30 protein-coding genes, 1 tRNA gene and 1 other RNA gene are annotated in these 26,999 nt (G+C 65.4%); 11 read left to right on the top strand and 21 right to left on the bottom strand.

The features are described 5' to 3' along the window. Nucleotides 1-8: 8 nt before the first annotated feature. The 6 genes from ILP92_RS04925 to ILP92_RS04900 all read right to left on the bottom strand — a co-directional run bounded on the left by ILP92_RS04925 (nt 9) and on the right by ILP92_RS04900 (nt 6,059). A complete protein-coding gene (locus ILP92_RS04925) occupies nt 9-527 on the bottom strand; it encodes a CarD family transcriptional regulator (protein WP_198915244.1) in 519 nt (172 codons plus the stop codon). A 223-nt stretch (nt 528-750) separates the two neighbouring features. After that, on the bottom strand, nt 751-1,086 hold the full coding sequence (gene fdxA / locus ILP92_RS04920) for a ferredoxin FdxA (protein WP_198915243.1): 336 nt from the start codon (nt 1,084-1,086) through the stop codon (nt 751-753). Nucleotides 1,087-1,135: 49 nt separating this feature from the next. Next, nucleotides 1,136-1,510 carry an RNA-binding S4 domain-containing protein gene (locus ILP92_RS04915; protein WP_198915242.1) on the bottom strand — a complete coding sequence of 125 codons (375 nt, stop codon included), beginning with the start codon at nt 1,508-1,510 and terminating at the stop codon, nt 1,136-1,138. A gap of 1 nt (nt 1,511) precedes the next feature. Continuing rightward, nucleotides 1,512-4,493, bottom strand: coding sequence for a helicase-related protein (locus ILP92_RS04910; protein WP_198915285.1), 2,982 nt, complete (start codon nt 4,491-4,493; stop codon nt 1,512-1,514). 150 nt (nt 4,494-4,643) lie between these two features. Beyond that, entirely contained in the window at nt 4,644-5,381 is a 738-nt protein-coding gene (locus ILP92_RS04905; RefSeq protein WP_198915241.1) for a porin, read from the bottom strand. Nucleotides 5,382-5,510: 129 nt separating this feature from the next. After that, nucleotides 5,511-6,059, bottom strand: coding sequence for a tetratricopeptide repeat protein (locus tag ILP92_RS04900; protein WP_198915240.1), 549 nt, complete (start codon nt 6,057-6,059; stop codon nt 5,511-5,513). Between the two features lie 88 nt (nt 6,060-6,147). On the opposite strand from ILP92_RS04900, the gene ILP92_RS04895 reads away from it, so the two are divergent. Both ILP92_RS04895 and ILP92_RS04890 read left to right on the top strand, forming a co-directional pair. Further along, a complete protein-coding gene (locus ILP92_RS04895) occupies nt 6,148-6,432 on the top strand; it encodes an SCP2 sterol-binding domain-containing protein (protein WP_198915239.1) in 285 nt (94 codons plus the stop codon). Between the two features lie 2 nt (nt 6,433-6,434). After that, nucleotides 6,435-7,370, top strand: a complete 936-nt coding sequence (locus ILP92_RS04890) for an alpha/beta fold hydrolase (RefSeq protein WP_198915238.1) — start codon at nt 6,435-6,437, stop codon at nt 7,368-7,370. Between the two features lie 15 nt (nt 7,371-7,385). Here ILP92_RS04890 and ILP92_RS04885 read toward each other — a convergent pair whose 3' ends face one another. From ILP92_RS04885 to ILP92_RS04870, 4 genes are all read right to left on the bottom strand, one after another. Next, nucleotides 7,386-8,120: a proteasome-type protease gene (locus tag ILP92_RS04885; protein ID WP_198915237.1), complete on the bottom strand. Its 735-nt coding sequence runs from the start codon at nt 8,118-8,120 to the stop codon at nt 7,386-7,388. 150 nt (nt 8,121-8,270) lie between these two features. After that, entirely contained in the window at nt 8,271-9,095 is an 825-nt protein-coding gene (locus ILP92_RS04880; RefSeq protein ID WP_198915236.1) for a transglutaminase family protein, read from the bottom strand. Further along, nucleotides 9,092-10,045 carry an alpha-E domain-containing protein gene (locus ILP92_RS04875; protein ID WP_198915235.1) on the bottom strand — a complete coding sequence of 318 codons (954 nt, stop codon included), beginning with the start codon at nt 10,043-10,045 and terminating at the stop codon, nt 9,092-9,094. Before ILP92_RS04875 ends, ILP92_RS04880 begins: the two co-directional genes overlap by 4 nt. Before the next feature lie 4 nt (nt 10,046-10,049). After that, nucleotides 10,050-11,465, bottom strand: a complete 1,416-nt coding sequence (locus ILP92_RS04870; protein ID WP_198915234.1) for a circularly permuted type 2 ATP-grasp protein — start codon at nt 11,463-11,465, stop codon at nt 10,050-10,052. Nucleotides 11,466-11,686: 221 nt separating this feature from the next. On the opposite strand from ILP92_RS04870, the gene ILP92_RS04865 reads away from it, so the two are divergent. The 4 genes from ILP92_RS04865 to ILP92_RS04850 all read left to right on the top strand — a co-directional run bounded on the left by ILP92_RS04865 (nt 11,687) and on the right by ILP92_RS04850 (nt 17,323). Beyond that, on the top strand, nt 11,687-12,706 hold the full coding sequence (locus ILP92_RS04865; protein WP_198915233.1) for a ligase-associated DNA damage response exonuclease: 1,020 nt from the start codon (nt 11,687-11,689) through the stop codon (nt 12,704-12,706). A 40-nt stretch (nt 12,707-12,746) separates the two neighbouring features. Then, nucleotides 12,747-14,342, top strand: a complete 1,596-nt coding sequence (locus ILP92_RS04860; RefSeq protein ID WP_198915232.1) for an ATP-dependent DNA ligase — start codon at nt 12,747-12,749, stop codon at nt 14,340-14,342. Nucleotides 14,343-14,455: 113 nt separating this feature from the next. Then, nucleotides 14,456-16,276, top strand: coding sequence for a M3 family oligoendopeptidase (locus ILP92_RS04855; protein WP_198915231.1), 1,821 nt, complete (start codon nt 14,456-14,458; stop codon nt 16,274-16,276). 84 nt (nt 16,277-16,360) lie between these two features. Beyond that, nucleotides 16,361-17,323 carry a calcium-binding protein gene (locus ILP92_RS04850; RefSeq protein WP_198915230.1) on the top strand — a complete coding sequence of 321 codons (963 nt, stop codon included), beginning with the start codon at nt 16,361-16,363 and terminating at the stop codon, nt 17,321-17,323. On the opposite strand, the gene ILP92_RS04845 is transcribed toward ILP92_RS04850, so the two are convergent. From ILP92_RS04845 to ILP92_RS04835, 3 genes are all read right to left on the bottom strand, one after another. Continuing rightward, nucleotides 17,305-18,285, bottom strand: coding sequence for a Gfo/Idh/MocA family protein (locus ILP92_RS04845; protein WP_198915229.1), 981 nt, complete (start codon nt 18,283-18,285; stop codon nt 17,305-17,307). The genes ILP92_RS04850 and ILP92_RS04845 overlap by 19 nt on opposite strands. A gap of 110 nt (nt 18,286-18,395) precedes the next feature. Continuing rightward, the gene (gene rpoH, locus ILP92_RS04840) at nt 18,396-19,292 is read right to left on the bottom strand and encodes an RNA polymerase sigma factor RpoH (RefSeq protein WP_198915228.1); all 897 of its coding nucleotides are present in this window, start codon (nt 19,290-19,292) and stop codon (nt 18,396-18,398) included. Nucleotides 19,293-19,470: 178 nt separating this feature from the next. Further along, entirely contained in the window at nt 19,471-20,481 is a 1,011-nt protein-coding gene (locus ILP92_RS04835) for an RluA family pseudouridine synthase (protein ID WP_198915227.1), read from the bottom strand. Between ILP92_RS04835 and ILP92_RS04830 the strand changes: the two genes are divergently transcribed. After that, nucleotides 20,480-20,776 (top strand): DUF6476 family protein, encoded by a 297-nt coding sequence (locus tag ILP92_RS04830; RefSeq protein ID WP_198915226.1) that lies wholly within the window; start codon nt 20,480-20,482, stop codon nt 20,774-20,776. The genes ILP92_RS04835 and ILP92_RS04830 overlap by 2 nt on opposite strands. A gap of 66 nt (nt 20,777-20,842) precedes the next feature. Here ILP92_RS04830 and ILP92_RS04825 read toward each other — a convergent pair. Continuing rightward, nucleotides 20,843-20,919 (bottom strand) — tRNA-His (locus tag ILP92_RS04825). A gap of 14 nt (nt 20,920-20,933) precedes the next feature. Beyond that, on the bottom strand, nt 20,934-21,425 hold the full coding sequence (locus ILP92_RS04820; protein WP_198915225.1) for a GNAT family N-acetyltransferase: 492 nt from the start codon (nt 21,423-21,425) through the stop codon (nt 20,934-20,936). A 61-nt stretch (nt 21,426-21,486) separates the two neighbouring features. Between ILP92_RS04820 and ILP92_RS04815 the strand changes: the two genes are divergently transcribed. Beyond that, complete coding sequence (locus ILP92_RS04815) at nt 21,487-21,687, top strand: DUF6324 family protein (protein WP_198915224.1); 201 nt, start codon at nt 21,487-21,489, stop codon at nt 21,685-21,687. Here the strand turns inward: ILP92_RS04815 and ILP92_RS04810 are convergent. Beyond that, nucleotides 21,684-22,157 (bottom strand): MmcB family DNA repair protein, encoded by a 474-nt coding sequence (locus ILP92_RS04810; protein ID WP_198915223.1) that lies wholly within the window; start codon nt 22,155-22,157, stop codon nt 21,684-21,686. The two genes, ILP92_RS04815 and ILP92_RS04810, sit on opposite strands and share 4 nt — an antisense overlap. Before the next feature lie 88 nt (nt 22,158-22,245). Between ILP92_RS04810 and ssrS the strand changes: the two genes are divergently transcribed. The 3 genes from ssrS (at nt 22,246) to ILP92_RS04795 (ending at nt 24,494) form a co-directional block, all read left to right on the top strand. Next, nucleotides 22,246-22,402: non-coding RNA, 6S RNA (ssrS, locus tag ILP92_RS04805), on the top strand. A gap of 80 nt (nt 22,403-22,482) precedes the next feature. Continuing rightward, nucleotides 22,483-23,733 carry an AAA family ATPase gene (locus ILP92_RS04800; RefSeq protein ID WP_198915222.1) on the top strand — a complete coding sequence of 417 codons (1,251 nt, stop codon included), beginning with the start codon at nt 22,483-22,485 and terminating at the stop codon, nt 23,731-23,733. After that, on the top strand, nt 23,730-24,494 hold the full coding sequence (locus ILP92_RS04795) for a COG3904 family protein (RefSeq protein WP_198915221.1): 765 nt from the start codon (nt 23,730-23,732) through the stop codon (nt 24,492-24,494). Before ILP92_RS04800 ends, ILP92_RS04795 begins: the two co-directional genes overlap by 4 nt. Here ILP92_RS04795 and ILP92_RS18680 read toward each other — a convergent pair whose 3' ends face one another. From ILP92_RS18680 to ribB, 5 genes are read right to left on the bottom strand one after another with little or no spacing between them, the layout of a single operon-like run. Then, nucleotides 24,495-24,626: a hypothetical protein gene (locus ILP92_RS18680; protein WP_268968486.1), complete on the bottom strand. Its 132-nt coding sequence runs from the start codon at nt 24,624-24,626 to the stop codon at nt 24,495-24,497. Further along, nucleotides 24,623-24,856, bottom strand: coding sequence for a hypothetical protein (locus ILP92_RS04790; protein ID WP_198915220.1), 234 nt, complete (start codon nt 24,854-24,856; stop codon nt 24,623-24,625). The genes ILP92_RS18680 and ILP92_RS04790 overlap by 4 nt, the downstream gene beginning before the upstream one ends. Then, nucleotides 24,853-25,311 carry a transcription antitermination factor NusB gene (gene nusB / locus ILP92_RS04785; RefSeq protein ID WP_198915219.1) on the bottom strand — a complete coding sequence of 153 codons (459 nt, stop codon included), beginning with the start codon at nt 25,309-25,311 and terminating at the stop codon, nt 24,853-24,855. The genes ILP92_RS04790 and nusB overlap by 4 nt, the downstream gene beginning before the upstream one ends. Continuing rightward, nucleotides 25,308-25,823, bottom strand: a complete 516-nt coding sequence (locus tag ILP92_RS04780; RefSeq protein ID WP_198915218.1) for a 6,7-dimethyl-8-ribityllumazine synthase — start codon at nt 25,821-25,823, stop codon at nt 25,308-25,310. The genes nusB and ILP92_RS04780 overlap by 4 nt, the downstream gene beginning before the upstream one ends. Further along, nucleotides 25,823-26,929, bottom strand: a complete 1,107-nt coding sequence (ribB, locus tag ILP92_RS04775) for a 3,4-dihydroxy-2-butanone-4-phosphate synthase (protein ID WP_198915217.1) — start codon at nt 26,927-26,929, stop codon at nt 25,823-25,825. The genes ILP92_RS04780 and ribB overlap by 1 nt, the downstream gene beginning before the upstream one ends. Between the last annotated feature and the right edge of the window lie 70 nt (nt 26,930-26,999).

The following is a 26,999-nucleotide window of genomic DNA, read 5'->3' as shown; positions in this document are numbered from 1 at the left end:
CGGCGCCTTCAGGCGGCGGCAGGCTTCCGGCTCGTCAGCACCGAACCGATCTGGTTCTGCGCTGCAACCTCGTCGTCGCCCGAGACGGCAGCAATTTCGCGGGTCAACCGCTCGAGAGCGGCCTCGTAGAGTTGACGCTCGGAGTAGCTCTGCTCGCGCTGGTCATCGGTCCGGTGCAGGTCGCGCACCACTTCCGAGATCGCGATCAGGTCGCCCGAATTGATCTTCTGCTCATATTCCTGCGCGCGGCGGGACCACATGGCCTTCTTGACCTTGGCCTTGCCTTTCAGCGTTGTCATCGCCTTCGTGACCACGTCGGGGCTGGAAAGTTGGCGCATGCCGACTTCGGTCGCCTTGTGGGTGGGCACCCGCAGCGTCATCTTGTCCTTCTCGAACGAAATGACGAAAAGCTCGAGCTCGATGCCCGCGATTTCCTGCTTCTCGATGTTGACGATCTGGCCCACGCCATGGGCGGGATAGACGACGTATTCATTCGGACGGAATTCAAGTTTCTTGGACTTACTCATGCAGACAAGTTCCTTTCAGACCCCAGTGGGAGCAACACGAATAAGGGGGCGGGACCACACACATACTGTCCCGTCCACACTGTCATCCATGACGGGAATGCGCCCGTCGGTGTCGCCTTTAATCAGTATATAGCACAAAATACCGCCCAATAAAAGCCGCACTGCAGCAAGTCACCGGGAGGGTTAAGGAAATTTACTGTGAGGGTCGGCGAAAATCCGCGAATCAGCCGCCTTCGCCGGGATTGGGCGAGAAGAGCTCCATCTTGCCGTCCTTGCCGTCCATCTCTTCGGCGCCCGGCAGCGGGTCCTTCTTGGTGATGATGACGGGCCACATTTCGGAATACTTGCGGTTGAACTCGACCCACTTCTCGGCCTCGGGCTCGGTGTCGGGCAGGATCGCGTCGGCGGGGCACTCGGGCTCGCAGACGCCGCAATCAATGCATTCGTCGGGGTGGATCACCAGCATGTTCTCGCCCTCGTAGAAGCAGTCCACCGGGCAGACTTCGACGCAATCGGTGTATTTGCAGGCGATGCAATTGTCGTTGACGATGTAGGTCATGGGCATCCTCAAGGCGGTCTTGCGGCGCGGTCTAGCCGCAACGCGCGGGTCATTCAAGCGTGCGACCAAAGCCCTGGGCGTTCATGTCGCGGCGGTCCTTTTTGGACGGCTTGCCACCCTTGTCGGTGACGGGCTGTGCGACGCGCTCGGGCGGCGGTGGCGAATGGTCGTCGTAGAGCGCCTGCGCTTCGGGGGCGGGACCGCGCCGGTCGCCCAGGGCCAGCACCTTTACCACGCGGATGGCGCGGCCCTGGGCGAAGGTGAGCGTATCGCCGATGCCGACGGCAGCCGAAGGCTTGGACACGCGCGTGCCATCGACACGCACGCCGCCCGAGGTCACGACCTTCGCGGCTACGCTGCGAGTCTTGAAGAACCGCGCGTAGAACAGCCACTTGTCCAGGCGGATCGTCGAACGTGGCTCCAATCTACTTGGTGTCCTTCAGCCCCATCAGGGCGGCGGCAAAAGGATTGTCCGGGTCGATCGCCTTTTCGCGCTTGGGTGGCCTGGCCTGGTGGGTCTGCGGCTTGCCCCCCTTCTGGGGTTTGGCGCCACCTTGCTTGCGGCCCTGCCCCTTTGGCTTGGCCCCCTGCCCGCGCGGGCGTTGGTTTCCCTGGCGGTTGGGACGATTGCCGCCCCAGGTGAAGGTGTAGAACACCTCGGACTCGGGGGTCGCGTCCGCGGCCTTGTCGGCCTCGTCGGGCAGCGCTGCGGCGATGTCGACATCGGCGGCGGCGGCCAGCGTGTCGGCCCCGGCCTTCACCGCGTCGCCGGGCGTGTCGGTCGAGCCCGCGGCGGCGACGTGGTCGGGCGCCGCGTCCATCGTGGGCTGGCCGCCGGGATCGGGCTGCGTGGGCACCTCGGTCGGGATGTCGCCTGGCGCCTCGGATGGGGGGCTTGGCGGTGTTTCGTCCGGCGTCGGCTGGGGCGCCTCGGTCGGCGGCTCGGCGTCGGGGTCCGACGGCTGGGGCGCCTCTTGCGGTTGATCTGGACCGGGTGTCGGCGTGTCGGGCTGCGGATCGGGCTGGGCGGCCTTCACCTTCTCACGCTCGCCGCGCTCGGCTTTATAGCCCAGCCCGCCCATCAGGTCGGCGAATTGTTCCAGCGTCATGCCGGTGATCGACAGCATGTCGGCCTTGGCCTCGAACCCGGCGCGACTGTTTTCGCTGCGCAGCATATCGGCGAGGCGTTCGAGCATATCGATGCGGATCGCGCGGCTTGCCGCGGGCTTGTAGCCCGACATGAGGTGCGCACCTTCGACCGCATCGCGGTCCACGGGGATCGTGACAAGGCCGGGCGGCGGGCTTTCGGGGAAGTTGTCGAGCCCTTGGGTCAGCGACCAGAGCACCAGCCGCAGGCGGGTGGGCGCGGGTTTCAGCAGAAGCGGCAGGAAAATGGTGAACTGGCCGAAGCGGACACCGTGCTTGCGCAGCGCGCCGCGGGCGTCCTGGTCGAGATCCTTCACTTCCGTGGCGACCTGGTCGCGCGGCACGATGCCGAACCCTTCGACCATGCGGAACGCGAAGCCGCGGGCAAGGCCCGTGAGCGTGTCGTCGTTCTTCATCGCCATCAGCGGCTCGAACAGGGCCGCCACCTTGCGGTCGATGAAATGCTGCAGGCGGCGCTGGACCTTCTCCGAGACGTCCGGGCCCGCCTCGTCGTCGACGAAGACCTGCACGCCGGGCTTCAGCGGGTCGTCGGATTTGACCAGCTTGCCCACGGCCTGGTCGCCCCACATGAGACCCCCCTGCTCGGTGAAGTCGATTTCCGTGTCGGGCGCGTTGTAGAAGCGGTCCGCGCGCAGATGGAACTGCGGGGTCAGCACGGCGCTGGCGGCCTGGCGCAGGGTCTTCGCCTCGTCCGAGGACGCGGATTGCGCCTGGCGGAAGCGGAACCCTTCCAAACGGCCCAGGACCTGGCCTTCGACAGTGACTTCACCGGCTTCGTTGACTTCGGCCAAAAGGCTCTCCTTCTGCTTGAGCCGACGAAGCAGGACAGAGGTCCGCCGGTCCACAAATCTTTGCGTCAGAGCATCGTGCAGCGCGTCCGACAGACGGTCTTCTACAGCGCGCGTCGCCCCGCGCCAATGGTTTTCGTCGTCCACCCACCCCTTGCGCTGCGCCACGTAGGTCCATGTGCGGATATATGCCAGCCGTTTCGACAGGGTGTCGATGTCGCCATCGGTGCGGTCGATGCGCTTGACCTGGCGGGCCATCCAGTCGTCCGGCACGCGGCGCAGGTCGTGCAGGAAACCGAAGATCCGCTCCAGCATGGACGCGTGTTCGCCCGCGCTGATGCCGCGGAAATCGGGGATCCGGCAGACGTCCCACAGAAGTTTGACGGCGGGCGCCTGGGTGCAGGCGTTGCGGATCTCGGGAATGGCGTGCAGGCGCTTCAGGGCGGCAAGGTCGTCGGCCTCGCGCGCGCGGTTCAAGCGTTCGTGATCGGACTTCTCTTCCAGCGACGCGATCAGCGCGTCGATGGTGCCGAATTGCAGCGCGGCGTTGCGCCATTGCAGGGTCTTCAGCGGCGCGAAGCGGTGACTGGTGATCGCGTCCACCACGCCATCGTCCAGCGGCCGCGCTTCGCCGGTGACGCCGAAGGTGCCGTCGGTCATGTAGCGCCCGGCCCGGCCCGCGATCTGGGCCAGCTCGTTGGGCATCAGGTCGCGCATACGGCGCCCGTCGAACTTGGTGGTCGACGAAAAGGCCACGTGGTCGATGTCGAGGTTCAGGCCCATGCCGATGGCGTCGGTCGCCACCAGGTAGTCGACATCGCCGTTCTGGTACATCTCGACCTGGGCATTGCGGGTGCGGGGGGAAAGCGCGCCCATCACCACGGCCGCCCCGCCCTTCTGGCGCCGGATCAACTCGGCGATGGCATAGACGTTGTCGACCGAGAACCCCACGATCGCGCTGCGCGGGCGCATCCGGCTGATCTTGCGCGAGCCCGAGTAGATCAGCGTCGAGAACCGTTCGCGCCGCATGAATTGCGCCTGCGGCACGAGGGCCGCGATGGCGCTGCGCATGGTGTCCGCCCCAAGAAACAGCGTCTCGTGGGTGCCGCGCGCGCGCAGCAGGCGGTCGGTGAAGACATGGCCGCGTTCGGGATCGGCGCAAAGCTGGATCTCGTCGATCGCCACGAAATCGGCGCCCATGCCATCGGGCATCGCTTCGACCGTGCAGACCCAGTACTGGGTGCGCGCGGGCACGATGCGTTCCTCGCCGGTGACAAGCGCTACTACGGACGGGCCGCGCACGGCCACGATGCGGTCGTAGACCTCGCGCGCCAGCAGCCGCAAGGGCAGGCCGATGATGCCCGTGCGATAACCCAGCATCCGCTCGATCGCGTAGTGGGTCTTGCCGGTGTTGGTGGGGCCTAGGACGGCCGTGATCCGCCCAGTGGTCATGCTCATCGCCTGTGCCCCGAGAAAGTGTCGGCCTTTACATGGCGGCACAGGCCCGGGCAGGCAACCCCCGCCTGTTCAAGTGCACGGGATCACCAGCGACAAAGCCCGGCGCCAAGCGGGCGCATCCCGCCCGGCGCCGTGCCGCAAAGATCACAAACCGGGCAGCACCGAGAAGAAGCCGCGCTTGTCGAAGGTCGCACCGCGCTCGGCGCCGAACATGAACTTCGCGCCCAGCTCGACGTATTCCTCGCTGTCCGATCCGAAGGAACTTTCGAGTTCGGACGTTCCGATTTCGCCGTAAACGTTGGTCGACGGCCCAAAACTGTAATCGGCGACTAGTCCGATCCGGCGCAGATCCGCGCCTTCGTCCAGATCGACCGCATCGAAGTCCAGCCCGACCTCGAGCGCGTCATTGACGACGTAGCGGCCGGAAACCCCGTAGATCAGGCCCGAAGAGATATCGTCGATGTCGCCGTCCGAAAGATAGGCTTCCACGTCGAACCGCTCGAATTCCTGACCGATCTCGATGCCGTAGAAGTCCAGATCGTCGCCGTCGCCGGAATCGCGGCCGATGAAGGCACCGAACGACAAGGTGTCGTTGTAGTGCAAAATGCCGTGCAGAGTCAGCGTCGTGCCGTCTTCGTCGCTGGCACTGAACTTGTGATGGGCCAGGTCGGCCTGCAGGGCAAAGTTGCGGTTGAAACCGATCTCGACCTGGCCGGACAGGCTGGTCTTGGCAACGGCTTCATCGTCGCCGTCGATCTCGACATCCTCGAAAAAGCGGGAATAGGACAATCCGACCTCGCCGCCCGTGACTTCGACCGCTGACGCCATTCCGGTCGACATCGCCAGGACGCATGCCGCGCCCGAATATTTCCACAGTATCATGACTGCTCCTTGAACACTGCCTCTGCCCGTATTCGTTCGGGCTCGAGTCTTTGTGTTCCGGCAAGCCGTTTCGGTCAATCCTGCGGGCGGCCTCGGCCGCGACCTGTGACCGGCGTGCGTCAGACGCGGCTAGAGCGCGCTTCCCTCGACCAAGCGTTCAAGCCGCGCGATGGCGCGCTCGGCCTCGGGGTGGGCGGGAAACAGGCGCGCGACTTCGCGCCATGCCTGCAAGGCCTGTTCGGGCCGCTCGATTTCTTCGAGGATGACCCCAAGCCCCGAGAGGGCCCCGAAATGGCGCGGGTTCAGCGCCAGGACGACGCGCAAATCGTCCAAAGCAAGGCCCAGGCGGCGTTGGTTGAAATAGGCCGTGGCGCGCAGATGATACGCCTCGGGGAATTCGGGGGCATGATCGATCAGCGCGCTCAGATGTTCGACCGCGACGCGATACTCGCCCGCTTCCATGGCTTCGCCGCCGCGCGACAGCAAAACGTCCATCGCGGGCGAGCCCGATTGCGACCATTCGCTGGAAATCTTTGCGGCGATCTTTTCGGCATCCGCGCCTTCGGCGGTGGCAAGCGCGGTGAACAGATCGTCCAGCCCGTCGCCATTGTCCTGCGCGAAGGAGGGGCTGGCGCAGATCAGCAGGAGTGCCGCAACGACAGATTTGAGGTTCCGCATTCAACGCTCCATATACTGTGCTGAAAGATTAGCGCGGCCCGTCGGGGAACACACCCCCGCGCGGGCTCACAATGAAGGGAAGATCACCATGAGCGACGTCATTTCCGAAGCCGTCACGCAACTGAACGAAAAGATCGGCGGCTCTTTCGACGGCTCGGCCAAGTTCGTCATCGAAGGCGAAGGCACGATCGTGATGGATGATGCAGGCGCACGCGCCGCCGATGAAGAAACGGATGTGACGATGACCGCGGACGCGGACACGTTCAAGTCCATCCTCGACGGCGAGCTGAACCCGACGACCGCCTTCATGACCGGCAAGCTGAAGGTCGATGGCGACATGGGCCAGGCGATGAAACTGGCCACCGTCCTGTAACGGTGGAGCGCGCGCCGCTTTTCGAAGATGTCGCAGACGCGCCCGAGGGCGGTCTGGCCCATTGGGTGTACGCGTCGGACAGCGTGCGTCTGCGCGTGGCCCATTGGCGGTGCGAAGGCGGGCGCGGCACGGTGCTGATGCTGCCGGGCCGCACCGAATATGTCGAGAAATACGGCCCCGCGGCGGGCGAGTTCGCGAAGGCGGGCTTCGCGATGGCCGCGATCGATTGGCGCGGGCAAGGCTTGGCTGACCGGATGCTTGCGGACAGGATGGGCGGTCACGTCCTGGAGTTCCGCGACTTCCAGAAAGACCTGGTGGCCATGCTGCAAACGGCCGCGCAACTGGACCTGCCGCGTCCGTGGCATGTCTTGGGCCACTCGATGGGCGGTTGCATCGCCTTGCGGGCGCTGATCGAAGGGCTCGATGTCGCATCTTGCGCGTTTTCGTCGCCCATGTGGGGCATCCAGATGTCGCCCACCCTGCGTCCGATGGCCTGGAGCCTGAGCTGGATGGCGCGGCAGGTGGCGCTCGACCATATCTACGCGCCGGGAACCTCGGGCGCGTCCTATCCCAACGCCGTGGGTTTCGACGGCAATATGCTGACCTGCGACCGCGACCAGTTCAACTGGATGGCGCGGCAGGTCGATGCCCACCCCGAGCTAGGCCTTGGCGGCCCGTCCCTGCGCTGGCTGAACGAGGCTTTGCGCGAATGCAAAGGGTTGTCCGTGTTAGAATCGCCAAAGCTGCCCTGCCTGACGGTGCTCGGCACCGACGAAAGGATCGTCGATCCGGACGCGATCCGGGCGCGCATGGCGGACTGGCCGCAGGGCGAGTTGTTGATGATCGAAAACGGCCGACACGAAACCATGATGGAAACCGCCGAGCGTCGCAGCCGCGTCTTTGACGCGTTTCGCGACCACTTCGCAGCCCATAGCTGACGCCGCAGGTGGCTGTCAGTCGCCGGGCGCGCCTTCGATCTCGATATTGGCGAAGGATTCGCGCAATGCGATGGACCAGTCCGCCGACATCTTCTGATAGACCTCGTCATCGGCTTCAATACGGCGCTGGCGCGTCACGCGACATGCGTCCGTCTCGATCACCGCAAGGTCCAGCGGCAGTCCCACGGACAGGTTCGAGCGCAGCGTCGAGTCCATCGACAGCAGCGCCGCCTTCTGCGCTTCGGCCAAAGACGTGTTGGGCTTCACCACGCGGTCAAGGATGGGCTTGCCGTACTTGTGCTCGCCGATCTGCAGGAACGGCGTGTCGCTCGTCGCCTCGATGAAGTTTCCCTCGGAATAGACCAGGAACATCCGCGGCGCCCCGTCGCGCCGCTGGCCCGCGACGATCATCGACGCGCGCGCCGATTGTGCCTTGCTGCCCAGCTTGTCGGCGACCTTGCTGCTGACGTCGGAAAGCGTATCGCCGACCATCTCCGCCACGTTCAGCATCGTCCCCGCGGTCATGATCGACGGCGCGTCGGGATCGTTGATCGCCTCTTCCAGCCGGGCGATGGTGGTCTGGGTGGTGCTGAGCGAACCTGCGGTCAGAATGGCGATTACGCGTTCGCCCGGCTCTTCGAAGGTGAACATCTTGCGATAGGTCGAAATATTGTCGATTCCCGCATTGGTGCGGGTGTCGGACAGAAGCACCATGCCGGCATTCAGCAATAGTCCAACGCAGTAGGTCATGGGGCACTCGATTCAGATCATGTCAGAGGGCGCTAGAACGCGGCCCCCTTGCGGCGGGTTCCCTACTCTCATTCCCGGGCGGGCGCATCATTTTTCGCGCGCTCGCCGCAAGATCGGGCCCGTGGCGACGCTACGTCGCCACGGCGCAGGTCACTGCTGTTGCTGCCCGGCGTCCTGCACCGAGACGTCCACGTCCAGCTGCTCGGTGCCGCCGCCGATGGCCATGCCGCGGATCGGGGCGGCCGCCACCGCATCCAGCCCCGAGCCGACACGCACGTACTTGTCGTCCGGGCAGCACGAATTTGCCGCGTCGAATCCGACCCAGCCCATGTCGTCGATCCAAAGCTCGGCCCAGGCGTGGCTCGCCTCGTGTGCGGCGCCGTCAGCGCTGGCGTGAAGGTAGCCGGTCACGTAGCGGCCGGGCATGCCCGCGGCCCGCGCCAGCGCGATCAGTGCGTGGGTCTGGTCCTGGCAGACCCCCTGCCCCTGCTCCAGCGCCTGCGCGGCGGTCGTGTCGGATTCGGTGCTGCCGGGGGTGTAGGCGATCGCCTGGGTGACGGCGCGGGCCAGCGCGTGGCCGCGGTCCAGCGCGTTGTCGATGCCCGCCACGGCGTCGGCCGACAGGTCGCGCAAGGCGTCGTCCAGCCGGGTCATGGGCGATGGCCGCAGATAGGCGATGGGCGACACCTTTTCGCGCAGGCCCTTCACGAAGCCCGTCAGGTCCTTCGTCTCGACCGTACCGTGGACCTTCAGCGTCACGTCGCTGACGCCCCGCATGGACAGAGTTTCGACCCAGTCGCCTGCACCGTCACGGAAGGCCGCGCCGCGCTCGGCCATGTGGCCTTCGACGTCGATCGACCAATGCTCGACGCTTTGGCCGTCGAATTCGGTGGGCCAGAGCCGCAGGCTTTGCGTCAGGCTGCGTTTCGGCGTGTCGAAGCGATAGCGGGTCCGGTGGGTGATGGTCAGTCTCATCTTGCGTCCCCGCTCAGGTAATTTTCGTGGACCGACTGGCCCAGGGCGTTCACGTCTCGGATCACGCCCCGCAGGAACTCGTGCAGGCCTTCGTCGAAGATCCTTTCCGTGGTGGCTGTGTCAAGCTTGCCGACCAACGCATCGGCGCGATCCTGAGCATCGGTGCGCTTGCCGTAGTTCTTCGCCAGCCGGTCCAGATGCGACTGCACCCCGTCGGCCGCGTTGATGAGCGAGCGCGGCGCCTGCCGGTTCAACACAAGGAAGTCCACGATCTTGGTGGCATTCACCTCGCCGCCATAGACCCAGTGAAAGGCTCGCGTGGCGTTCATGGCGCGCAGCACCGTGCGCCACTGGTAATTGTCCAGTCCCGAACCCACGAAGGCCACGTCGGGCAGCAGCACGTAGTATTTCACGTCGAGAATGCGCGCAGTGCTATCGGCGCGTTCCAGGTAGTGGCCGATATTGGTGAAGTCGTAGCCATCGTTCCTGAGCTGCGTGGCCAGCCCCGCACCGCGGATCAGGCTACAGGTCCGAAGCGTCCAGTCGATCAGGTCCGTGGTCGACAGCTGCGAGCGTTCGGTCCGCGCCAGGTCCGCCAGTTCGGAATGCGCGGTGTTCAGCGCCTCCCAGACTTGCGTGGTCAGCGCGGTGCGCACGATGCGCCCGTTCTCGCGCGCGCCAGACAGGCAGCTGGCCACCGACGACGGGTTGTCCTGGTCGAAAAACAGGTGCGTTTCCACATTGCGCTCGACGGCTTGGCCGTATTTCGCATCGAAGGCCTGCTTGGTGCCCGATGCCATCAGCACCGATTCCCATTCGTTGCGGTTGCCGCCCGCGGTATCGGGCAGCATGGCATTGCGCGCGCCCACTTCCAGAAGGCGCGCGTTGGTTTCGGCCCGCTCGATGAAGCGGGCGATCCAGTAAAGGTTGTCTGCGGTTCTGCTAAGCATTGTCCTAGTTCCCCACCATGACCCAAGTGTCCTTCACGCCGCCGCCCTGGGACGAGTTCACCACCAGCGAGCCTTCCGTCATGGCCACCCGCGTCAGACCGCCGGGCACCAGGTTCACGTCCTGGCCCACCAGGCAATAGGGCCGCAGGTCCACGTGTCGTGGCGCCACGCCTTCGTCGACGAAGGTCGGGCAACTCGACAGGCTCAGCGTCGGCTGGGCGATGTAATTTTCCGGATTCTCGCGGATCTTGGCGTCGAAGGCCTCGATTTCCGACTTGGTGGATTTCGGGCCCACCAGCATCCCGTAACCGCCCGAGCCGTGCACTTCCTTCACCACCAGCTCGGGCAGGTTTTCCAGCACGTATTGGCAGTCATTGGCCTTGGCGCACTGGTAGGTCGGCACGTTCTTCAGGATCGGCTCTTCGCCCAGGTAGAACCGGATCATCTCGGGCACGTAGGTGTAGATCGCCTTGTCGTCGGCCACGCCCGCGCCGGGCGCGCTGGCGATCGAGACCCCGCCCGAGCGATAGACGTTCATCAAGCCAGGCACGCCCAGCATGCTGTCGGGCCGGAAACACAACGGGTCGATGAACGCGTCGTCGAGGCGGCGATAGATCACGTCCACCTTTTTCGGACCCTCGGTGGTGCGCATCCAGACGAAATCACCGGCCACGAACAGGTCGTGCCCCTCTACCAGCTCGACCCCCATCATGTCGGCAAGGAAGCTGTGCTCGTAATAGGCGCTGTTGTAGCTGCCCGGGGTCAGGATCACCACGCGCGGATCGCCGTCGCATTTCTTCGGCGCGACCGAGGCCAGGGTCTTTTTCAGCAAGGTCGGGTAGTTCTCGACAGGCGCGATGCGGTTCTGTTGGAACAGCTGCGGAAACATCCGCATCATGATCTCGCGGTTCTGCAGCATGTAGCTGACACCCGAGGGCGTGCGGCAATTGTCTTCCAGCACGAAGAACTCGCCCGGCCCCGTGCAGACCAGGTCGATGCCCACGATATGGCTGAAGACGCCGCCGGGCGGGGTGAAGCCCGCCACCGCGATCTCGTAGGCGTCGTTCTGATAAACCAGATGGGCCGGGATCTTGCCCGCCCGCACCATCTCGCCGCGGTTGTACATATCCGAAAGGAAGGCGTTCAGCGCGCGGGCGCGCTGCTTGATCCCGCGCTCCAGTCGCGCCCATTCATCGGCCGAGAAGACGCGCGGAAACATGTCGAACGGGATCAGGCGGTCTGGACTTCCCCCTTCGCCATAAACGGCGAAGGTTATGCCGATGCGGCGGAACAGGGCCTCGGCCTCGGACTGCTTCATGCCGCGGAGATCGGCGGGCATGTCGCGGGCCCAGGCCTCGAGCCCCTGGTAAGGCGGGCGCACCGTTCCGTTTTCGTACATCTCGTTGAAGTTGTCGGCCATCGTGTGGAGATCCTTTGATCGGTCGCCGCCATCCTAGGGGCGTTGGGGGCAGGCGCAACCAATCGGACGAGCCCGCGCGACCCCGATGGGCAACATGCCCAAGATTGCGGCACCGGGCAACGTCGCCCTGCTTCCCCTTTCTGCAAACGCCCAAGCCCCAGCGCAAGATGCGCCCGATACGCCCATCTTGGAATGCGTCCGCTGCGCCTTACCTCAGGGGCATGGCCGACCCGCTTCTCAGCTTCACCGACCGCGGCATCTACTGCGCGCGGGGGGATTTCTACATCGATCCCTGGCGCCCCGTGGACCGGGCGTTGATTACCCATGGCCACGCCGACCATTCGCGCCCCGGCATGGGCCGCTACCTGGCGACCGACGCGGCCGCGCCGGTGATGCGCCACCGCCTGGGCGATATCGCGATCGATACCGTACGCTACGGCGAGACTCGTGACGTGGGCGGGGTCGAGGTCAGCTTTCATCCTGCGGGCCACGTGCCGGGATCCGCGCAGATCCGGGTCGCGCATCGCGGCGAGGTCTGGGTGGTGTCGGGCGATTACAAGGTCAGCCCCGATGGCCTGTCCGAGCCGTTCGAGCCGGTGGCCTGCCACGCCTTCATCACCGAATGCACGTTCGGGCTGCCGGTGTTCAAGTGGGCCCCCGAAGCCGATGTGCGCGCCGATCTGAACGCGTGGTGGCGCAAGAACGCGGCCGACGGCAAGACGTCGATCATTGGCGCCTACGCGCTGGGCAAGGCACAGCGCCTGCTGACAAGTGTCGACCCAGACATCGGACCGATCCTGACCCATGGCGCCGTGGAAAACACAAATGCGGTGATGCGCGCGCAAGGCATCTCGTTGCCCGACACGATCCGGGTGACGCCCGACACGGACCTGAAATCCATCAAGGGCGCGTTGGTGGTGGCCACGCCTTCGGCGCTGGGCACCCCCTGGGCGCGCAGGTTCGGCCGGTCTTCGACCGCCTTCGCCAGCGGATGGATGGCGCTGCGCGGCGTGCGGCGACGGCGCGCGGCGGATCGGGGCTTCGTGATCTCGGATCATGCGGATTGGGACGGGCTGAATACGGCGATCCGCGAAACCGGGGCCGAGCGGATATTCGTCACCCACGGCTACACCTCGATCTTCCGGCGCTGGCTGGAAGACCAGGGCTACGACGCGGCCATCGTCGAAACCGAGTACGAAGGCGAAAGCCTGGACCGCGACGAGCCCGAGGACGCGGCATGACCGGGGGGACGATTTTTCGCCGAAAAATAGGGTGCCGGACGTGAAACGGTTCGCTGCCCTCTTCACCGCGCTCGACCAGACGACGAAGACCACGCTGAAGGTCGACGCGCTGGCCAGCTATTTCGCCGAAGCGCCGGAACACGACAAGCTCTGGACCATCGCCCTTCTGTCGGGGCGGCGTCCGAAACGGACCGTCATCGCCACCCGGCTGCGCGAATGGGCGGCCGACCGCGCCGGGCTGCCGCTGTGGCTCTTCGAGGAATGCTACCCCATCGTGGGCGACCTGGCCGAGACCATCGCGCTGATCCTGCCGGACGCGGCGCGCGACACGGACCAAACCCTGACCCACTGGATCGACGAGATCCGCGCCCTGGCGGGCCTTGAAGACGACGAAAAGCGCGCGCGCATCCTGGATATCTGGGACCAACTGCCCAAGACCGAGCGATTCGTCTTCAACAAGCTGATCACCGGCGGCTTTCGCATGGGGGTCAGCCAGAAGCTGATGACCCGCGCCCTGAGCCGCGCCACCGGCATCGACGAGCCGGACCTGGCGCACCGGCTGATGGGCGACTGGCATCCCGACACGACCAGTTTCGAGTCCCTGATCCTGACCCACGATCCCGAAGCGGACCTGTCGAAACCCTATCCATTCTACCTAGCCTACCAGCTCGACGGGGGACCCGAAACGCTGGAGACGCCACCCGCCGACTGGGCCGCCGAGCGCAAGTGGGACGGCATCCGCGGCCAGCTGATCCTGCGGGGTGCCAACCATTACCTGTGGTCGCGCGGCGAAGAGCTGATGACCGATCGTTTCCCCGAGCTCGCGCGCCTGATCGACCACGTCCCGCCCGGCACCGTGATCGACGGCGAGGTCCTGGCCTGGCGGGACGAGCGCCCCCTGCCCTTCAACGCGCTGCAAAAGCGGATCGGGCGCAAGACTGTGCCGAAGAAGCTGCTGACCGAGGCGCCGGTGATCCTTTACGCCTATGACCTGCTGGAATGGCAGGGCACCGACATCCGCGCGCGCCCCTTCGCCGAGCGCCGCGATCTGCTGGAACAAATCGCCAAGTCCGTGCCGGATGCCATGCCCATGCGCGTGTCGCCCCTGGTTCGCTTCGACGACTGGGAGCAGCTCGCAGAGGCGCGCGACGCGTCGCGGGATCACGCCAGCGAAGGGATCATGCTGAAGCGGCGCGACAGCCCCTACCGCGACGGGCGCAAGAAAGGCGACTGGTGGAAGTGGAAGGTCGATCCGCTGACCATCGACGCGGTGATGATCTATGCCCAGCAAGGCCACGGGCGGCGCGCCAACCTGTTCACCGATTTCACCTTCGCGGTGTGGGACGGCGATGCATTGGTGCCGTTTACCAAGGCGTATTCGGGTCTGACCGACGCCGAGTTCCGCAAGATCACCGCTTGGGTGCGCAAGAACACGCTGGAGCGTTACGGCCCCGTGCGCCAGGTTCGTCCCGAGCACGTGTTCGAAATCGCCTTCGAAGGCATCCAGGAAAGCCCCCGCCACAAGTCCGGCGTCGCACTGCGCTTCCCGCGGATGAGCCGATGGCGCCAGGACAAGCCGCTCTCGGAAGCCAACACGCTTGCCGACCTGAAGGATATGTTGGCGGCCTACGGCTGACCGGCGGGTGCTTCGACGCCAACCGCCTTGGCCGCCCGGTGCAAGCGAACCCCTTTCGCCCCGTGCCCCGAGCCCATATGTCTGACCGGACGCCAATTCGCCAGGAGCCCTGCATGTTCTTCCCCCGCCCCGTCTTCGATGCCGCCGCACCCGCCAAGGGCAAAGATCTGGGCGATCTGCCCGAGTGGGATCTGACGGATCTTTACACCGCCACCGACGCGCCGGAGCTGACCCGCGACATGGCCTGGCTCGAGGGCGCTTGCGCAGATTTCGCTGCCGATTACCAAGGCAAGCTTGCCGACCTGAACGCCGATGGCTGGCTGGAATGCATCGCGCGGTACGAGAAGATCGAAGGCATCGGCGGGCGCATCATGTCCTTCGCGGGGCTGCGCTATTACCAGCAGACCACCGACGCCGAGCGCGCGGCGTTCCTGAGCGATTGCCAGGACAAGATCACCGGCTTCACGACGCCGCTAGTGTTCTTCAGCCTCGAAATCAACCGCATCCCCGACGACCAGCTCGACGCGGTCTTCGCGGCCAATGACCAGATCGCGCGCTACAAGCCCGTCTTCGACCGGCTGCGCGCCATGCGGCCCTACCAGTTGAGCGACGAGTTGGAACAGTTTCTGCACGACCAGTCGGTGGTGGGCGCGACCGCGTGGAACAAGCTCTTCGACGAGACCATCGCCGGACTGACCTTCGACGTCGACGGCGAACCGCTGGGCATCGAGGCCACGCTGAACCTGCTGACCGACCGCGATCGTGACCGGCGTGAAGCCGCGGCCCGCGCGCTGGGCGAGGTTTTTGCCAGCAACGTCAAAACCTTCGCGCGCGTTCATAATACGCTGGTCAAAGAGAAGGAGGTCGAGGATCGCTGGCGCAAGATGCCCACTCCACAGACCGGGCGTCACCTGTCCAACGACGTTGAGCCCGAGGTGGTCGAGGCGCTGCGCAACGCGGTCGTCGACGCCTACCCGCGCCTGTCGCACCGCTACTACGAGCTGAAGCGCAAGTGGCTTGGGCTCGACCGGATGCAGGTCTGGGACCGCAACGCGCCACTTCCCATGGACAGCGACCGGGTGATCGACTGGCCCGCCGCGCGCGGCATGGTGATGGATGCTTACGGCGACTTCTCACCGCAGCTGGCGGAGCTGGCTGAGCCGTTCTTCGACAAGGGCTGGATCGACGCGGCCGTAACCCCCGGCAAAGCGCCCGGGGCCTTCGCGCACCCCACGGTGACGGATGTGCATCCTTACGTCATGCTGAACTACCTTGGCAAACCGCGCGATGTGATGACGCTGGCCCATGAACTGGGCCATGGCGTGCACCAACGCCTGGCCGCCGCCCAGGGCGAAATGCTGGCCTCGACCCCGCTGACGCTGGCCGAAACCGCATCGGTCTTCGGCGAGATGCTGACCTTCCAGAAGCTGCTGGCGGGTGCGAAGGACCAGGCCGAGCGCAAGGTTCTGCTGGCGGGCAAGGTCGAGGACATGATCAACACGGTCGTCCGGCAAATCGCGTTCTACGATTTCGAATGCAAGCTGCACGCCGCCCGCCGCAACGGCGAGTTGACGCCCGATGCCATCAACGCGCTGTGGATGAGCGTGCAGGCCGAAAGCCTGGGGCCCGCGTTCGATTTCATGGACGACTACCAAACCTTCTGGAGCTACATTCCCCATTTCGTCCACTCGCCGTTCTACGTCTATGCCTATGCCTTCGGCGACGGGCTGGTGAACGCGCTTTACGCGGCCTATCGGGACGGGACGCCGGACTTCCAGGACAAGTATTTCGACATGCTGAAAGCCGGCGGCTCGAAGCATCATTCGGAGCTTCTGAAGCCGTTCGGGCTGGACGCGACGGACCCGGCGTTCTGGCAGAAGGGCTTGTCGATGATCGAAGCCATGATCGACGAATTGGAGTCCATGGAAGACTGAATTCCGGTCCCTTTCGTGCCATAAAGGGTCTGTAAACCTTGTTTCGGATAAAACTGTCTGAGTATTCGAAACAAGGGCACCAAAATGTTGTTCGATCCGCTTTTCGTGGGCAATGCCGCGCTGTTCGCGGCCGTCTTCGGCTCGAGCTTTCTGGATATCGGCGATCTGTTCTCGTCGTCCGATGACGACGAGGATGACAGTGTCGCCGATACGCCCCAGACCACGCCCCCGATCCGGGATATCTTCGGGACCGAGGGGCCGGACGACATCCTTGCCGACGATGATGCGCCGGGGAATTTCCAGCTTCTGGGCGGCGACGATACGCTGGATGCCACGATCTTCGACGACACCATCGCGGCCGGTGCGGGCGATGACAGCGTGCTGGCGCGGGTGGGCGATGATCTGGTGAGCCTGGGCGACGGCGATGACACCGGGTTGGGCGGCTTCGGCGACGACACCATCGCGGGCGATGCGGGCAACGACCGCGCCTTAGGCGAGTCCGGCGACGACAGCCTAACCGGGGGCGCGGGCGACGACACCCTGTCGGGCGGCAAGGATCAGGACCTGCTGGATGGCGGCGACGGCGCCGATATCCTGAACGGCGGCGAAGGCAGCGACACGCTGCTGGGCGGCGCGGGCAACGACACGCTGAACGGTCTTTACGATGACACCACGCGCTCGCGCACGGTCGATATCGATCTGGACGACACGCTGGACGGCGGCGACGGCGACGACAGGCTGATCCTTGGAAGCGACGACGTGGCCACGGGCGGCGCGGGCGTGGACGCCTTTGTCGTGGACGAATACGTGGCCCAGCAGGCCCAGGATCCCGCCATTGAAAGTGGACCCCCGCGGATCACCGATTTCACCCTGGGCGAAGATGTGCTGAGCATCGAATACGAGGCCGGGACAGATCCCGGCGAGGTCACGCTGACGCCACTCGAGGACGGCAGCGGCGTCACCGTAATCTTCGGCGGCGCCGCGGTCGCGATCGTCAATGGCGGCGACGGGCTGAGCCCCGATGATATTCAGCTGGTCGCAGTCTGATCGCCCTTCAGGGCCGCGTCGATCATGGCCTGGGTGCCGCGCGCCTGCTCCAACGGCCAATCATAGGGCTCACCGGTAGAAGCCGAGCGGCAGAACGCTTCCACCTGCAAGACGTATTGATTGACCTCCGGGAAGCGGATCACGCGCCGCTCGGTCCCCGAAGGCTCGATGGTGATTTCGGCCTGGTCGTATGCGCCGCCGTTGAAGGGCGCGTTCAGCAGGATCGTCCCGGCGCTGCCGTGAAAGCTGACGGACTGATGCCGCGCCATGCGCATGGAAACCATTGCCTGATACCCGAAGCCGGGAAACTCTGCGTCGATGCGGGCATAGGTGTCGTAATCACGTTCGGTCTGCAGCCGCGCGCTCAGCCGCAACGGCTCTTGCCCCGTGGCGAAACGGGTGCAGCCAAAGGTATAGACCCCGATATCGCGCAAGCCCCCGCCGCCCATACCCCGCTGGTTGCGGATATTCTCGGGCTCGTCCTCGTTGTTGTAGCAAAACAGCGCGTTCACGTGCCGCAGATCACCGATCGTGCCGTCGGCCAGCAGATCCCGGACCATGCGCCATTGGGGGTGATGCACGATCATGTAGGCTTCTGCGGCAAGCCGTCCCGATGCGTCCCGCGCGGCGATCAATGGCGCGTAATCCTCTGCCGACGGGGCCATCGGCTTTTCGCAGAGCACGTGTCTGCCAGCCGCCATTGCCTTCAAGCTCCAGTCCAGATGCAGGTGATTGGGAAGCGGGATATAGACCGCGTCTATCGCGTCGGATGCGAGCAAGGCATCGTAGCTGTCGAATACCGCAAGGTCCGGGGCGATATCGCGAAACGGGGCCGCCTTCCCGGGCGAACGGGTCGCCAGTCCCGCCAGTCGCGCCCCGCGCGCCATGTGGATCGCCGGCGCCATCTGGTCGAGCGCGAAGCTCGATGCGCCCAGAATACCGAAATTCAAGATGTCGCCCATGCCCAGCCCCCAAGTGCCATTGCGCACAGGCTAACGGCAGTCCGTGTCCCCGCCCAGCAAAAAGGCCGGACCCCCGAGGGGCCCGGCCTGTCGTCGTCTCGTCCCGACGATCAGGCGTCTTCAAGCATGCCCTTTTCGGCCGCAAGCTCGGTCATGCGCTCTTGCAGTTTTTCGAAGGCGCGCACCTCGATCTGGCGGATCCGTTCGCGGCTGACGTTGTATTGTCCGCTCAACTCTTCCAGCGTGATCGGCTGATCCTGCAAGCGGCGCTGGGTCAGGATATCCTTCTCGCGGTCATTCAGAACATCCATCGCTTTGGTCAGCAGGGTGCGGCGGATCTGCAGTTCGTCCTTCTCGGCGTAATCCGAAGCCTGGTCCGCATCTTCGTCCTCAAGCCAGTCCTGCCATTGGGCCGACCCTTCGCCATCCGCGCTGATCGTCGCGTTCAGCGACGCGTCGCCGCCCGACATCCGCCGGTTCATCGAGACGACTTCCGCCTCGGTCACGCCCAGGTCGGTGGCGATCCGTTGCACGTTTTCGGGACGCATATCGCCGTCCTCGAGCGCGCCGATGCGGTTCTTGGCCTTGCGCAGGTTGAAAAACAGCTTCTTCTGCGCGCTGGTCGTGCCGAGCTTCACCAAGCTCCAGGACCGCAGGATATATTCCTGGATCGACGCCCGGATCCACCACATGGCATAGGTCGCTAAACGGAAACCCTTGTCGGGGTCGAACCGCTTCACGGCCTGCATGAGGCCGACATTCGCTTCCGAGATAACCTCGGCCTGGGGCAGCCCGTAGCCGCGGTAGCCCATGGCGATCTTGGCCGCGAGCCGCAGGTGCGACGTGACCATCTTGTGGGCCGCTTCGGTGTCTTCGTGATCCACCCAGCGCTTGGCCAGCATGAATTCTTCCTCCGGTTCCAGCATCGGAAAACGCCGGATTTCCTGAAGGTAACGGTTCAATCCCTGTTCGGGGGACGGTGCCGGTAGATTTGCGTAAGTCGCCATGTCCTCTGGTCCCTCCTGCAGGCGCTATGCGCCCTGTTGTTAAATAAATGGTAAACCGATCGGTTTAGTTCAAGGGGTAAAGCGCGAACCTGTCGCCCCTTCATTCATCCAACAAACGCCCGCGCCCGGGCACGGGTCCAGTCAACTTTCCATGTCTCGCGGCATCGTGCGATGTGTTTCAGCCCGACAGCGCGGCGACGAGCGCTGCAAGATCGCTCGGCAAATCGCTGGAAAATTTCATTTTCTCGCCCGAGGCCGGATGCAGGAAGCCCAAAGTCGCGGCGTGCAGCGCCTGTCGGGGGAAATCCATCGCCAGCTGCGCACCGGGCAGCTTCGGAGATATCTTGCGCCCGCCGCCGTAGACCGGATCGCCGATCAACCCATGGCCTGCGTGACGCATGTGAACGCGAATCTGATGCGTGCGACCGGTCTCGAGACGACACGACACAAGCGCCGCCGCCTCGCCAAGGACGCGTTGAACCTGGATGCGGGTGATCGCGTGACGGCCGCCCTGGAACGTCACCGCCTGGCGCTGGCGGTCGGTGCGGTGGCGCGCAAGTCCGGTGGTGATCTTGACGGTCCCGCCAGGCTCGACGCTGATGCCGGGCGTGCCGCGCAGCCGCGGATCGGCCGGGTCGGGCACCCCGTGGCAGATTGCCAGGTACTGACGCTCGACGCTGTGGGTGGCGAATTGCGCGGCCAGTCCGTGGTGCGCCCGGTCGGACTTCGCCACGACCAGCAGGCCGCTGGTGTCCTTGTCGATGCGGTGGACGATGCCGGGTCGCTTCGCGCCGCCCACACCAGACAGATCGTCGCCGAAATGTGCCAGCAGGCCGTTCACCAGCGTGCCGGACGGTGTGCCGGGTGCGGGGTGGACGACCAGTCCCGCTGGCTTATCGACCACGGCAAGATCGTCGTCCTCGTACACGATCGCCAGCCCCATCGGTTCGGGCGCCATGTGGCTGTCGGCTTCCTGCGGCACTTCGACGACAAGCGTGTCGCCCGCGGCCACCTTGACCTTCGGGCTGTCCAGGACGACGCCGCCCCGGCTGACTGCGCCAGCCTCGATCAGTTTCGCAAGGCGCGAGCGGCTGAGATGCGCGTCCTCTGGCACGTCGCGGGCCAAGGCCTTATCAAGGCGCGGCGGCGGATCGTCGCCAAGGATCACGGTGACAAGGCTGGCAGGCATGGATGACACTCCTCCACCCCCCGAGGGGGCGCTAACGCTTTTGAAATGGCTGGTGATCGCGCTGACCGCAACCATGCTTGTGGGACTGGTGACGCTGGTGACGCTGTTCGTGACCCGCTTTCCCAGCTCCACGCCGCCCCTGCCCGAGCGGATCACCCTGCCCGACGGCACGACGCCCACCGCCTTCACCCGCGGCGCGGGCTGGTTGGCGGTCGTCACCGACGCCGACGAAATCCTGATCTATGATCCCGACGGCACGACGCTGCGCCAGCGCATCCGAATCGACGCCGATTAGGCCTTCACCGTTGGAAATATGCCTATCGAGCTCGGCAGCCTCGGCGCAACGTCGAAGTCGAGGATATGGTACCACCGCCCCGGCTCGAACGGGGGACCTCCTGATCCACAATCAGGCGCTCTAACCAACTGAGCTACGGCGGCACTCGGGCTGGTTCCTAACGATCCGATTCCGCGATTGCAAGAGGATAGGACCAGGTCTGAAGCGTCAGATCCCGCCCAAACGCACGGGCAGGCGCTCTGCTGTCTAAGGTGAAGCCAAACGCGGAGTAGAGCGCGCAGGCGTCCCTGTGTTCGGCGAAGGTGGCAACGGTCAGGCGACGCGCACCCCGCGCCCGTCCTTCGTCGCGGGCGGTGGTCAGCAGACGGCGCCCGAGCCCCCGGCCGCGCGCGTCTTCGACCACTAGGAACAGCCGGATCTGCAGCGCGTCGCGGCCCAGCGGCGTCAACAGCAGCGAGCCGCAGCGCCGACCGTCCGTTCGCGCGATCCAGCCGATGCCTTCGGGCGCCGCCAGGCAGGCATCGAAGGCCGCCGCGACCGCGATCGGGAAGGTCCCGTCGAACCGCTCGACCCGCGCATAATGGTCCGCATGGGCGTCGATCACCCAATCGCGGTCCGACCCCTGGATCTGCGATATGCCGAACTTCACCGCGCTTGCCCCTTCGCTTGCGCCAGGTTACCACGAGCCGCAGTCAGCGAAAGGCCACGTCATGGGTATCAACGATCCGTCCGACACCAGTGCGAACCTGCAGATCGGGCCCACCGATGCGGGCATGGTGCGCCTTTATATCGAGGCCGATGGCGGGGTCGAGGTGCCGATGGATTTCGAGCCCGAAGAGGCCGATGAGATCGCCGAAGAAATCCGCGCCGCCGCCGCCCGCGCGCGACAGATGGGCGGCAAGGCGCGCTAGAAGGCCAGTGACAGGCCCGGATCGCGCAGACAGTGCAACCGGCGCGCCGCGTGGAAGGCGAATTTGCGCATTATCACCTTGCGCCGCGCGGGGGCGAGCTTGGTTTCGGGCCCGATGGACAGGATTTCGGCGTCGTAGGCGTCGGCGATGATCAGGCCCGTCTCGTCGGGCAGCAGATCGGTGGGAAAGGCCTCGTCCACCGCCCAGAAATAGCGGTCGCACCACTCAAGATACCCCTGCCACTTGCCGTCGGACGTGAAATCGGCGCGGCTGGACTTGCATTCGACCACCCAGATCTCGTCCCGCGGCCCCAGCGCCATGACGTCCACGCGCAGGCCAGGGCTGGGCACGAGTTCCTCGACGCAGGCGAAGCCGTGGCTGGCCAGATGGCGGCAGACGCCGCGCGCCAGAAGCTGGCCGGGCTTCAGGACCGGGCCGGTCACGTCGGTGGAAAGGAAATCGTCGGGCATCTGTCAAATGTGAACATAAGGTAAACGTAAATCAAGACGAAATGTCCCCTTGCCGCCCGGCGGGGGGCGGCTTATCTGCATCAACAGGCGGGTACTGCCCTTCTCGTGCCGGGGTCAAATTCCGGTGGCCTTAAATAATTCCGAGGGAGCTGGCTCTGGCCGGACCGTGGTTCGACTACCTGGCGCCCACCTGTGTATACAGGTTCTCGGGAATTACGTACCCTTACGGTCGTGGTGGTCCCGCCGATATTCTGACATTGCGGTGATTTGGCTTTCGCACCTCGCGTCGCCATAATCGCCCTTCGTGCAAACCGGAGCGCTGGCAATGTCGGATCAATCCCCCAATCCCCATCACGTCCGCGAACTGGAAGGCCATCTTGGCGTGCTCGACACCTTGTCCGGCACCGCGCTGGGGGTGCTGTCGGCGGCATCGGGGATCTACACTTACCTGGGCGTCCGCTCGCTTCTGGACAACGAGGGCGCGCTGTCCGTCTTTGCCGCGCTGGCCTATTCCATCGCCGTCAGCGTCGGCATCTTCGTCTTCTGGACCTACCTTCTGCGCCTGCTGCCCGCCATGCGCACGGCCCGCGCACGGCTGGGGCTGACCGGGGCGATGGTGTTGGGATCGCTGGCGATCATCGCCATGTCGTCCTGGCTGAACGCGGCTGCCCTGGCCGGGTCGGCGGCTGTCGAGCAGCACCTGGCGCGCACGGTGCAGGACTACCAAGGGGCGCTGGAACGCGCCCACACCGTCGCCGTCGCGGCGCAGGCGCTGGAACGGGACGTGGCCCGCGTGCGCCAATCCTTCCAGGATCTCAGCGAACAGGAGGCGACGGGTGATCTGTCCGGCATCGCCGGGCGTGGCGCGGTCTTCCGCGTTTTGCGCCAGAAGGCCGAAGAGCTGCAATCGCTCGAGGCGCAGATCGCCGCGCAGGGACCGGCGGTCGAGCAAAGCTTCGCCGAGGGCAACGCGATCCTCAGCCGGATGCGCGCGCTGACGGTCGAGCCGGGGCCCGTCGAGGCGCGCAGCGTCGAGTTCAGCGAAGAAGCGGTGCGCCTGGCGGGCCTGATCACCCAGTTGCGGCAGCTGTCGGTGGCGCCGCTGGTCAGCCGCGCGGCTCAGGACCTGGCCGCGTCGGTGGTGCTGCCCACGCTCAACACCGATGCGACCACGGCGGCGGGCCAGCAGGCCACGATCAGCTCGGTGCTGGACGTTCTGGGCCAGCGCGCGGCCACGCTGGACGATGCGGCCGCGGCGGTCGCGTCGATGGCGCTGCCGACAGACGTGTCCTACACGCCGATTTCCGCGGCGGATGCGGTGATCCGTTACGCCGGGAATTTCGTGCCCAGCTGGGCGGGCGCCATCGCCATCGATCTTCTGCCCGCCGTACTCGTCCTGATCCTTGCGGTCACGCAAGCAGCGATCCGCGACAGCCGCGATCGCGTGCCGATCGAAGACAGCCTGACCCTGGCGGAACTGCGCGCCGCCGTCCACGCCCTGCGCGAGGTCGAGGGCGAGCTTCCGCCCGAGCCGCCCCTTTCGCGGCCGACACCCCTGCGCGAGCCCGCGGAATGAGCCTGTCCCCAAGCGCGATTCTGAAGATCATCCTGGGCGTGCAGATCGGGCTGGGCGTGCTGCTGGTGGCTGGCGATGCCGCGCCCGCTTGGCAAGGGCTGCGGCTGGGACCTTCGGCGCCCCGGCTCGACCAGCCGGTCGCGCCCGGCGACCAGACGCGCCGGTATCGCCCGCGCGACCTCGGCCCGGGTGCCCCTGGTGCCCCCTTCCCGCCCACCGGCGACATGCCCGCGCGCCTGGTGCTAAGCGATGTCAGCATCGGTGGATCCGATGCGCTGCGGCTGGTGGGCCGGATCGCCGCCGGAGACGGCGCGCGGGTGGCCGAGAAGCTGGCGGAACGATTTGAGGACGCCGACGCGCCCCGCCGCGTCTATCTGCACTCGCCGGGTGGATCGGTGCTGGACGCGCTCGACTTGGGGCGTTTTCTTCGCGACGAAGGCATCGCCACCGCCCTGGCCGAAGGCGACGTCTGCCTGTCCGCCTGCCCCTATCTTCTGGCGGGTGGCGCGACGCGCGAGATAGACGAGGCCGCGTCGGTCGGCGTGCACCAGCATTACTTCGGCCAAAGCAGCGTGCAGCCCGCCTTCATGGCTGTCGAAGACATCCAGCGCGGACAGGGTCAGGTGATGGAGTATCTGGTCGAGATGGGGATTGATCCGCGGATCATGCAGCCTGCGCTGCTGACGCCGCCAAACGAGATATATATCCTGCTGCCCGACGAATTGCGGGACTACGGAATGATCGAGCCGGTCGCCGAGTGACTACTTGGACGGATGGTTGCGCTGCTCGGCCAGCTTGCGGTCGAGCTTGCGTTCCTCGTAGCGAATATATTGCACGCCAATCCAGGCAAGGCCGATGAAAACAAGCGGCAGGCTGAACTCGTAGAAGGTCATGTCGCGTCCTCCTTATGCAGGTATCTAAGAATATAGTGCGCAAACGCGTGCAAAACCAGCCCCGCCATCAACCACCACGTGGTTTTTGCCGACCAATTTGCCAAAGATTCGGTCAAAGGCCGCAAAACGGCGAAGCCAACGATGCCCAGAGCGACGGTATTGATGAACATCGCCGTCATCTTCACGCGTTCGTTGAACGTCGCCAGCGGATCGCGGCTGCGGCGACTCATGCGAAGGCGTCCGGTCGCGCCTCGCGCGCCATGTGGTCGAGGACGGCGTTCACGAATTTCGGCTCGCGTCCCTCTGGGAAGAAGGCCTTCGCCACGTCGACATATTCGCTGATAACCACCTTGGGCGGCGCCTTCCTGGCCACCAGCTCGGCCCCGGCGGCGCGGAAGGTGGCGCGCAGGGTCGGATCGATCCGGTCGATGGGCCATTTGGCGACCAGCGCGCGGTCGGTCATCTGGTCGATCTTCGCCTGCTCGTTCACCGCGTCTTCCAGGATCCGGCGGAAGAGGTCCACGTCGGCTTCGGCCATCTCGCCTTCGTCGTAGATGGCGCCGAAGCGATGGTCTTCGAATTCCACCCGGACACGGTCGATGGAAAGGCTCGAATGCTCCATCTGGAACAGCGCCTGCACGGCATAAAGCCGGGCCGCAGCCTTCATTTGCCGCTTGTCGCTCATGCCAGCAGCGTGTCTTCGCCGTAGGGGCGGAAGCCGATCCCCTTGCCCGCGCCGGACCATTTGCGCGACAGGGCCACGAGGTGCAGCGCGGCGGCGGCGGCCCCCCCGCCCTTATTCTGATCGCCCGCGCGCACGACGGCCTGTTCGTGGGTCTCGACCGTCAGGATGCCGTTGCCGATGCAGCAGCCATCGAGGCCCAGAAGCGTCAGCGCGCGGCTGCTGTCGTTGCAGACCGTGTCGTAATGGGTCGTCTCGCCCCGGATGACGCAGCCGAGCGCCACGAAGCCGTCGAAATTGCTGGTGCGCTGCGCGATACGGATCGCGGTCGGAACCTCCAGCGCGCCGGGCACTTCGACCAGCTCCCAGGTGCCGCCGACAGCTTCGATCTGCGCCTTGGCACCGGCCACCAGGTCATCGGCGATGTCCTTGTAGTAAGGTGCCACCACGATCAGCAGTTTTACCGGCTTATCGAAGGATGGCATTTCGGGGGTATGGTGGGATGCGCCTGACATCAGCCGATCTCCGATATTTTGCGGGTGTCCGTGATTTCAAGTCCGTAGGCTTCCAGCCCAACGACCTTCGGTCTGGGGGAATTGGTCAGCAGCACCAGCTTGTGCAACCCCAGCGAGCTGAGGATCTGCGCGCCCAGCCCGTATTGCCGCAGCGTCTGGGGCGACACGTCGTCATGGGCCGCGATCTTCATGGTCACATCACGCAGAAGAACCAGCACGCCGCGGCCTTCCTCGGCGATCAGCTTCATCGCGTCGCCGAATTCGCGTGCGCGGCCCTTGCCGCCGGTGCCCACCACGTCCAGCATCGGGTCCATCGCGTGCATCCGCACCAGCACCGGCTCGTCGCTGGTCACGTCGCCCTTGACCAGCACGATATGCTCGGCGCCGTGGGTTTCGTCGGTGTAGATCCGCATCTTCCATTCGCCGCCGAATTCGGACGTGATGGTCCGCTCGTCCTGCATCCGCACCAGGTTGTCGTTGCGACGGCGATAGGCGATCAGGTCGCTGATGGTGCCGATCTTCAGCCCGTGCCGCTGAGCAAACGCCACGAGGTCGGGCAGACGCGCCATCGAGCCGTCGTCGTTCATGATCTCGCAGATCACGCTCGACGGGTTCAGGCCCGCCAGCCGCGAAATGTCGACGCCCGCCTCGGTATGGCCCGCCCGCACCAGCACGCCACCCTTGCGGGCGCGCAGCGGGAAGACGTGGCCGGGCGTGGCGATGTCGGCCCCGGTCGCGGCGCTGTCGATCGCCACGGACACGGTGCGGGCGCGGTCGTGGGCCGAGATGCCGGTGCTGACGCCCTCGCGCGCCTCGATCGAGATGGTGAAGTTGGTCTCGTGCCGCGACGAATTGTGCGACGCCATCAGTTGCAGCCCCAGCGCATCGCACCGCTCGCCGGTCAGGCTCAGGCAGATCAACCCGCGCCCGTGGGTCGCCATGAAGTTGATCGCATCCGGCGTGGCCATCTGCGCGGGGATGACCAGGTCGCCCTCGTTTTCGCGATCCTCGTGGTCGACCAATATGAACATGCGCCCGTTGCGCGCGTCGTCGATGATTTCTTCGATCGACGAAATCGCATCGGAATAGTGGGTCGTATCGGTCATCGCGCGCCTTGCCTGTCGACTGTTCAGACGCGAAATAGACGCCCCGCCCGCAAATGGCCAGTGCCAGCGG

It is taken from the genome of Palleronia pontilimi, assembly GCF_016412875.1.
In the GTDB taxonomy this organism is placed as follows: domain Bacteria; phylum Pseudomonadota; class Alphaproteobacteria; order Rhodobacterales; family Rhodobacteraceae; genus Palleronia; species Palleronia pontilimi.
This window is presented reverse-complemented; position numbering and strand designations above follow the sequence as displayed.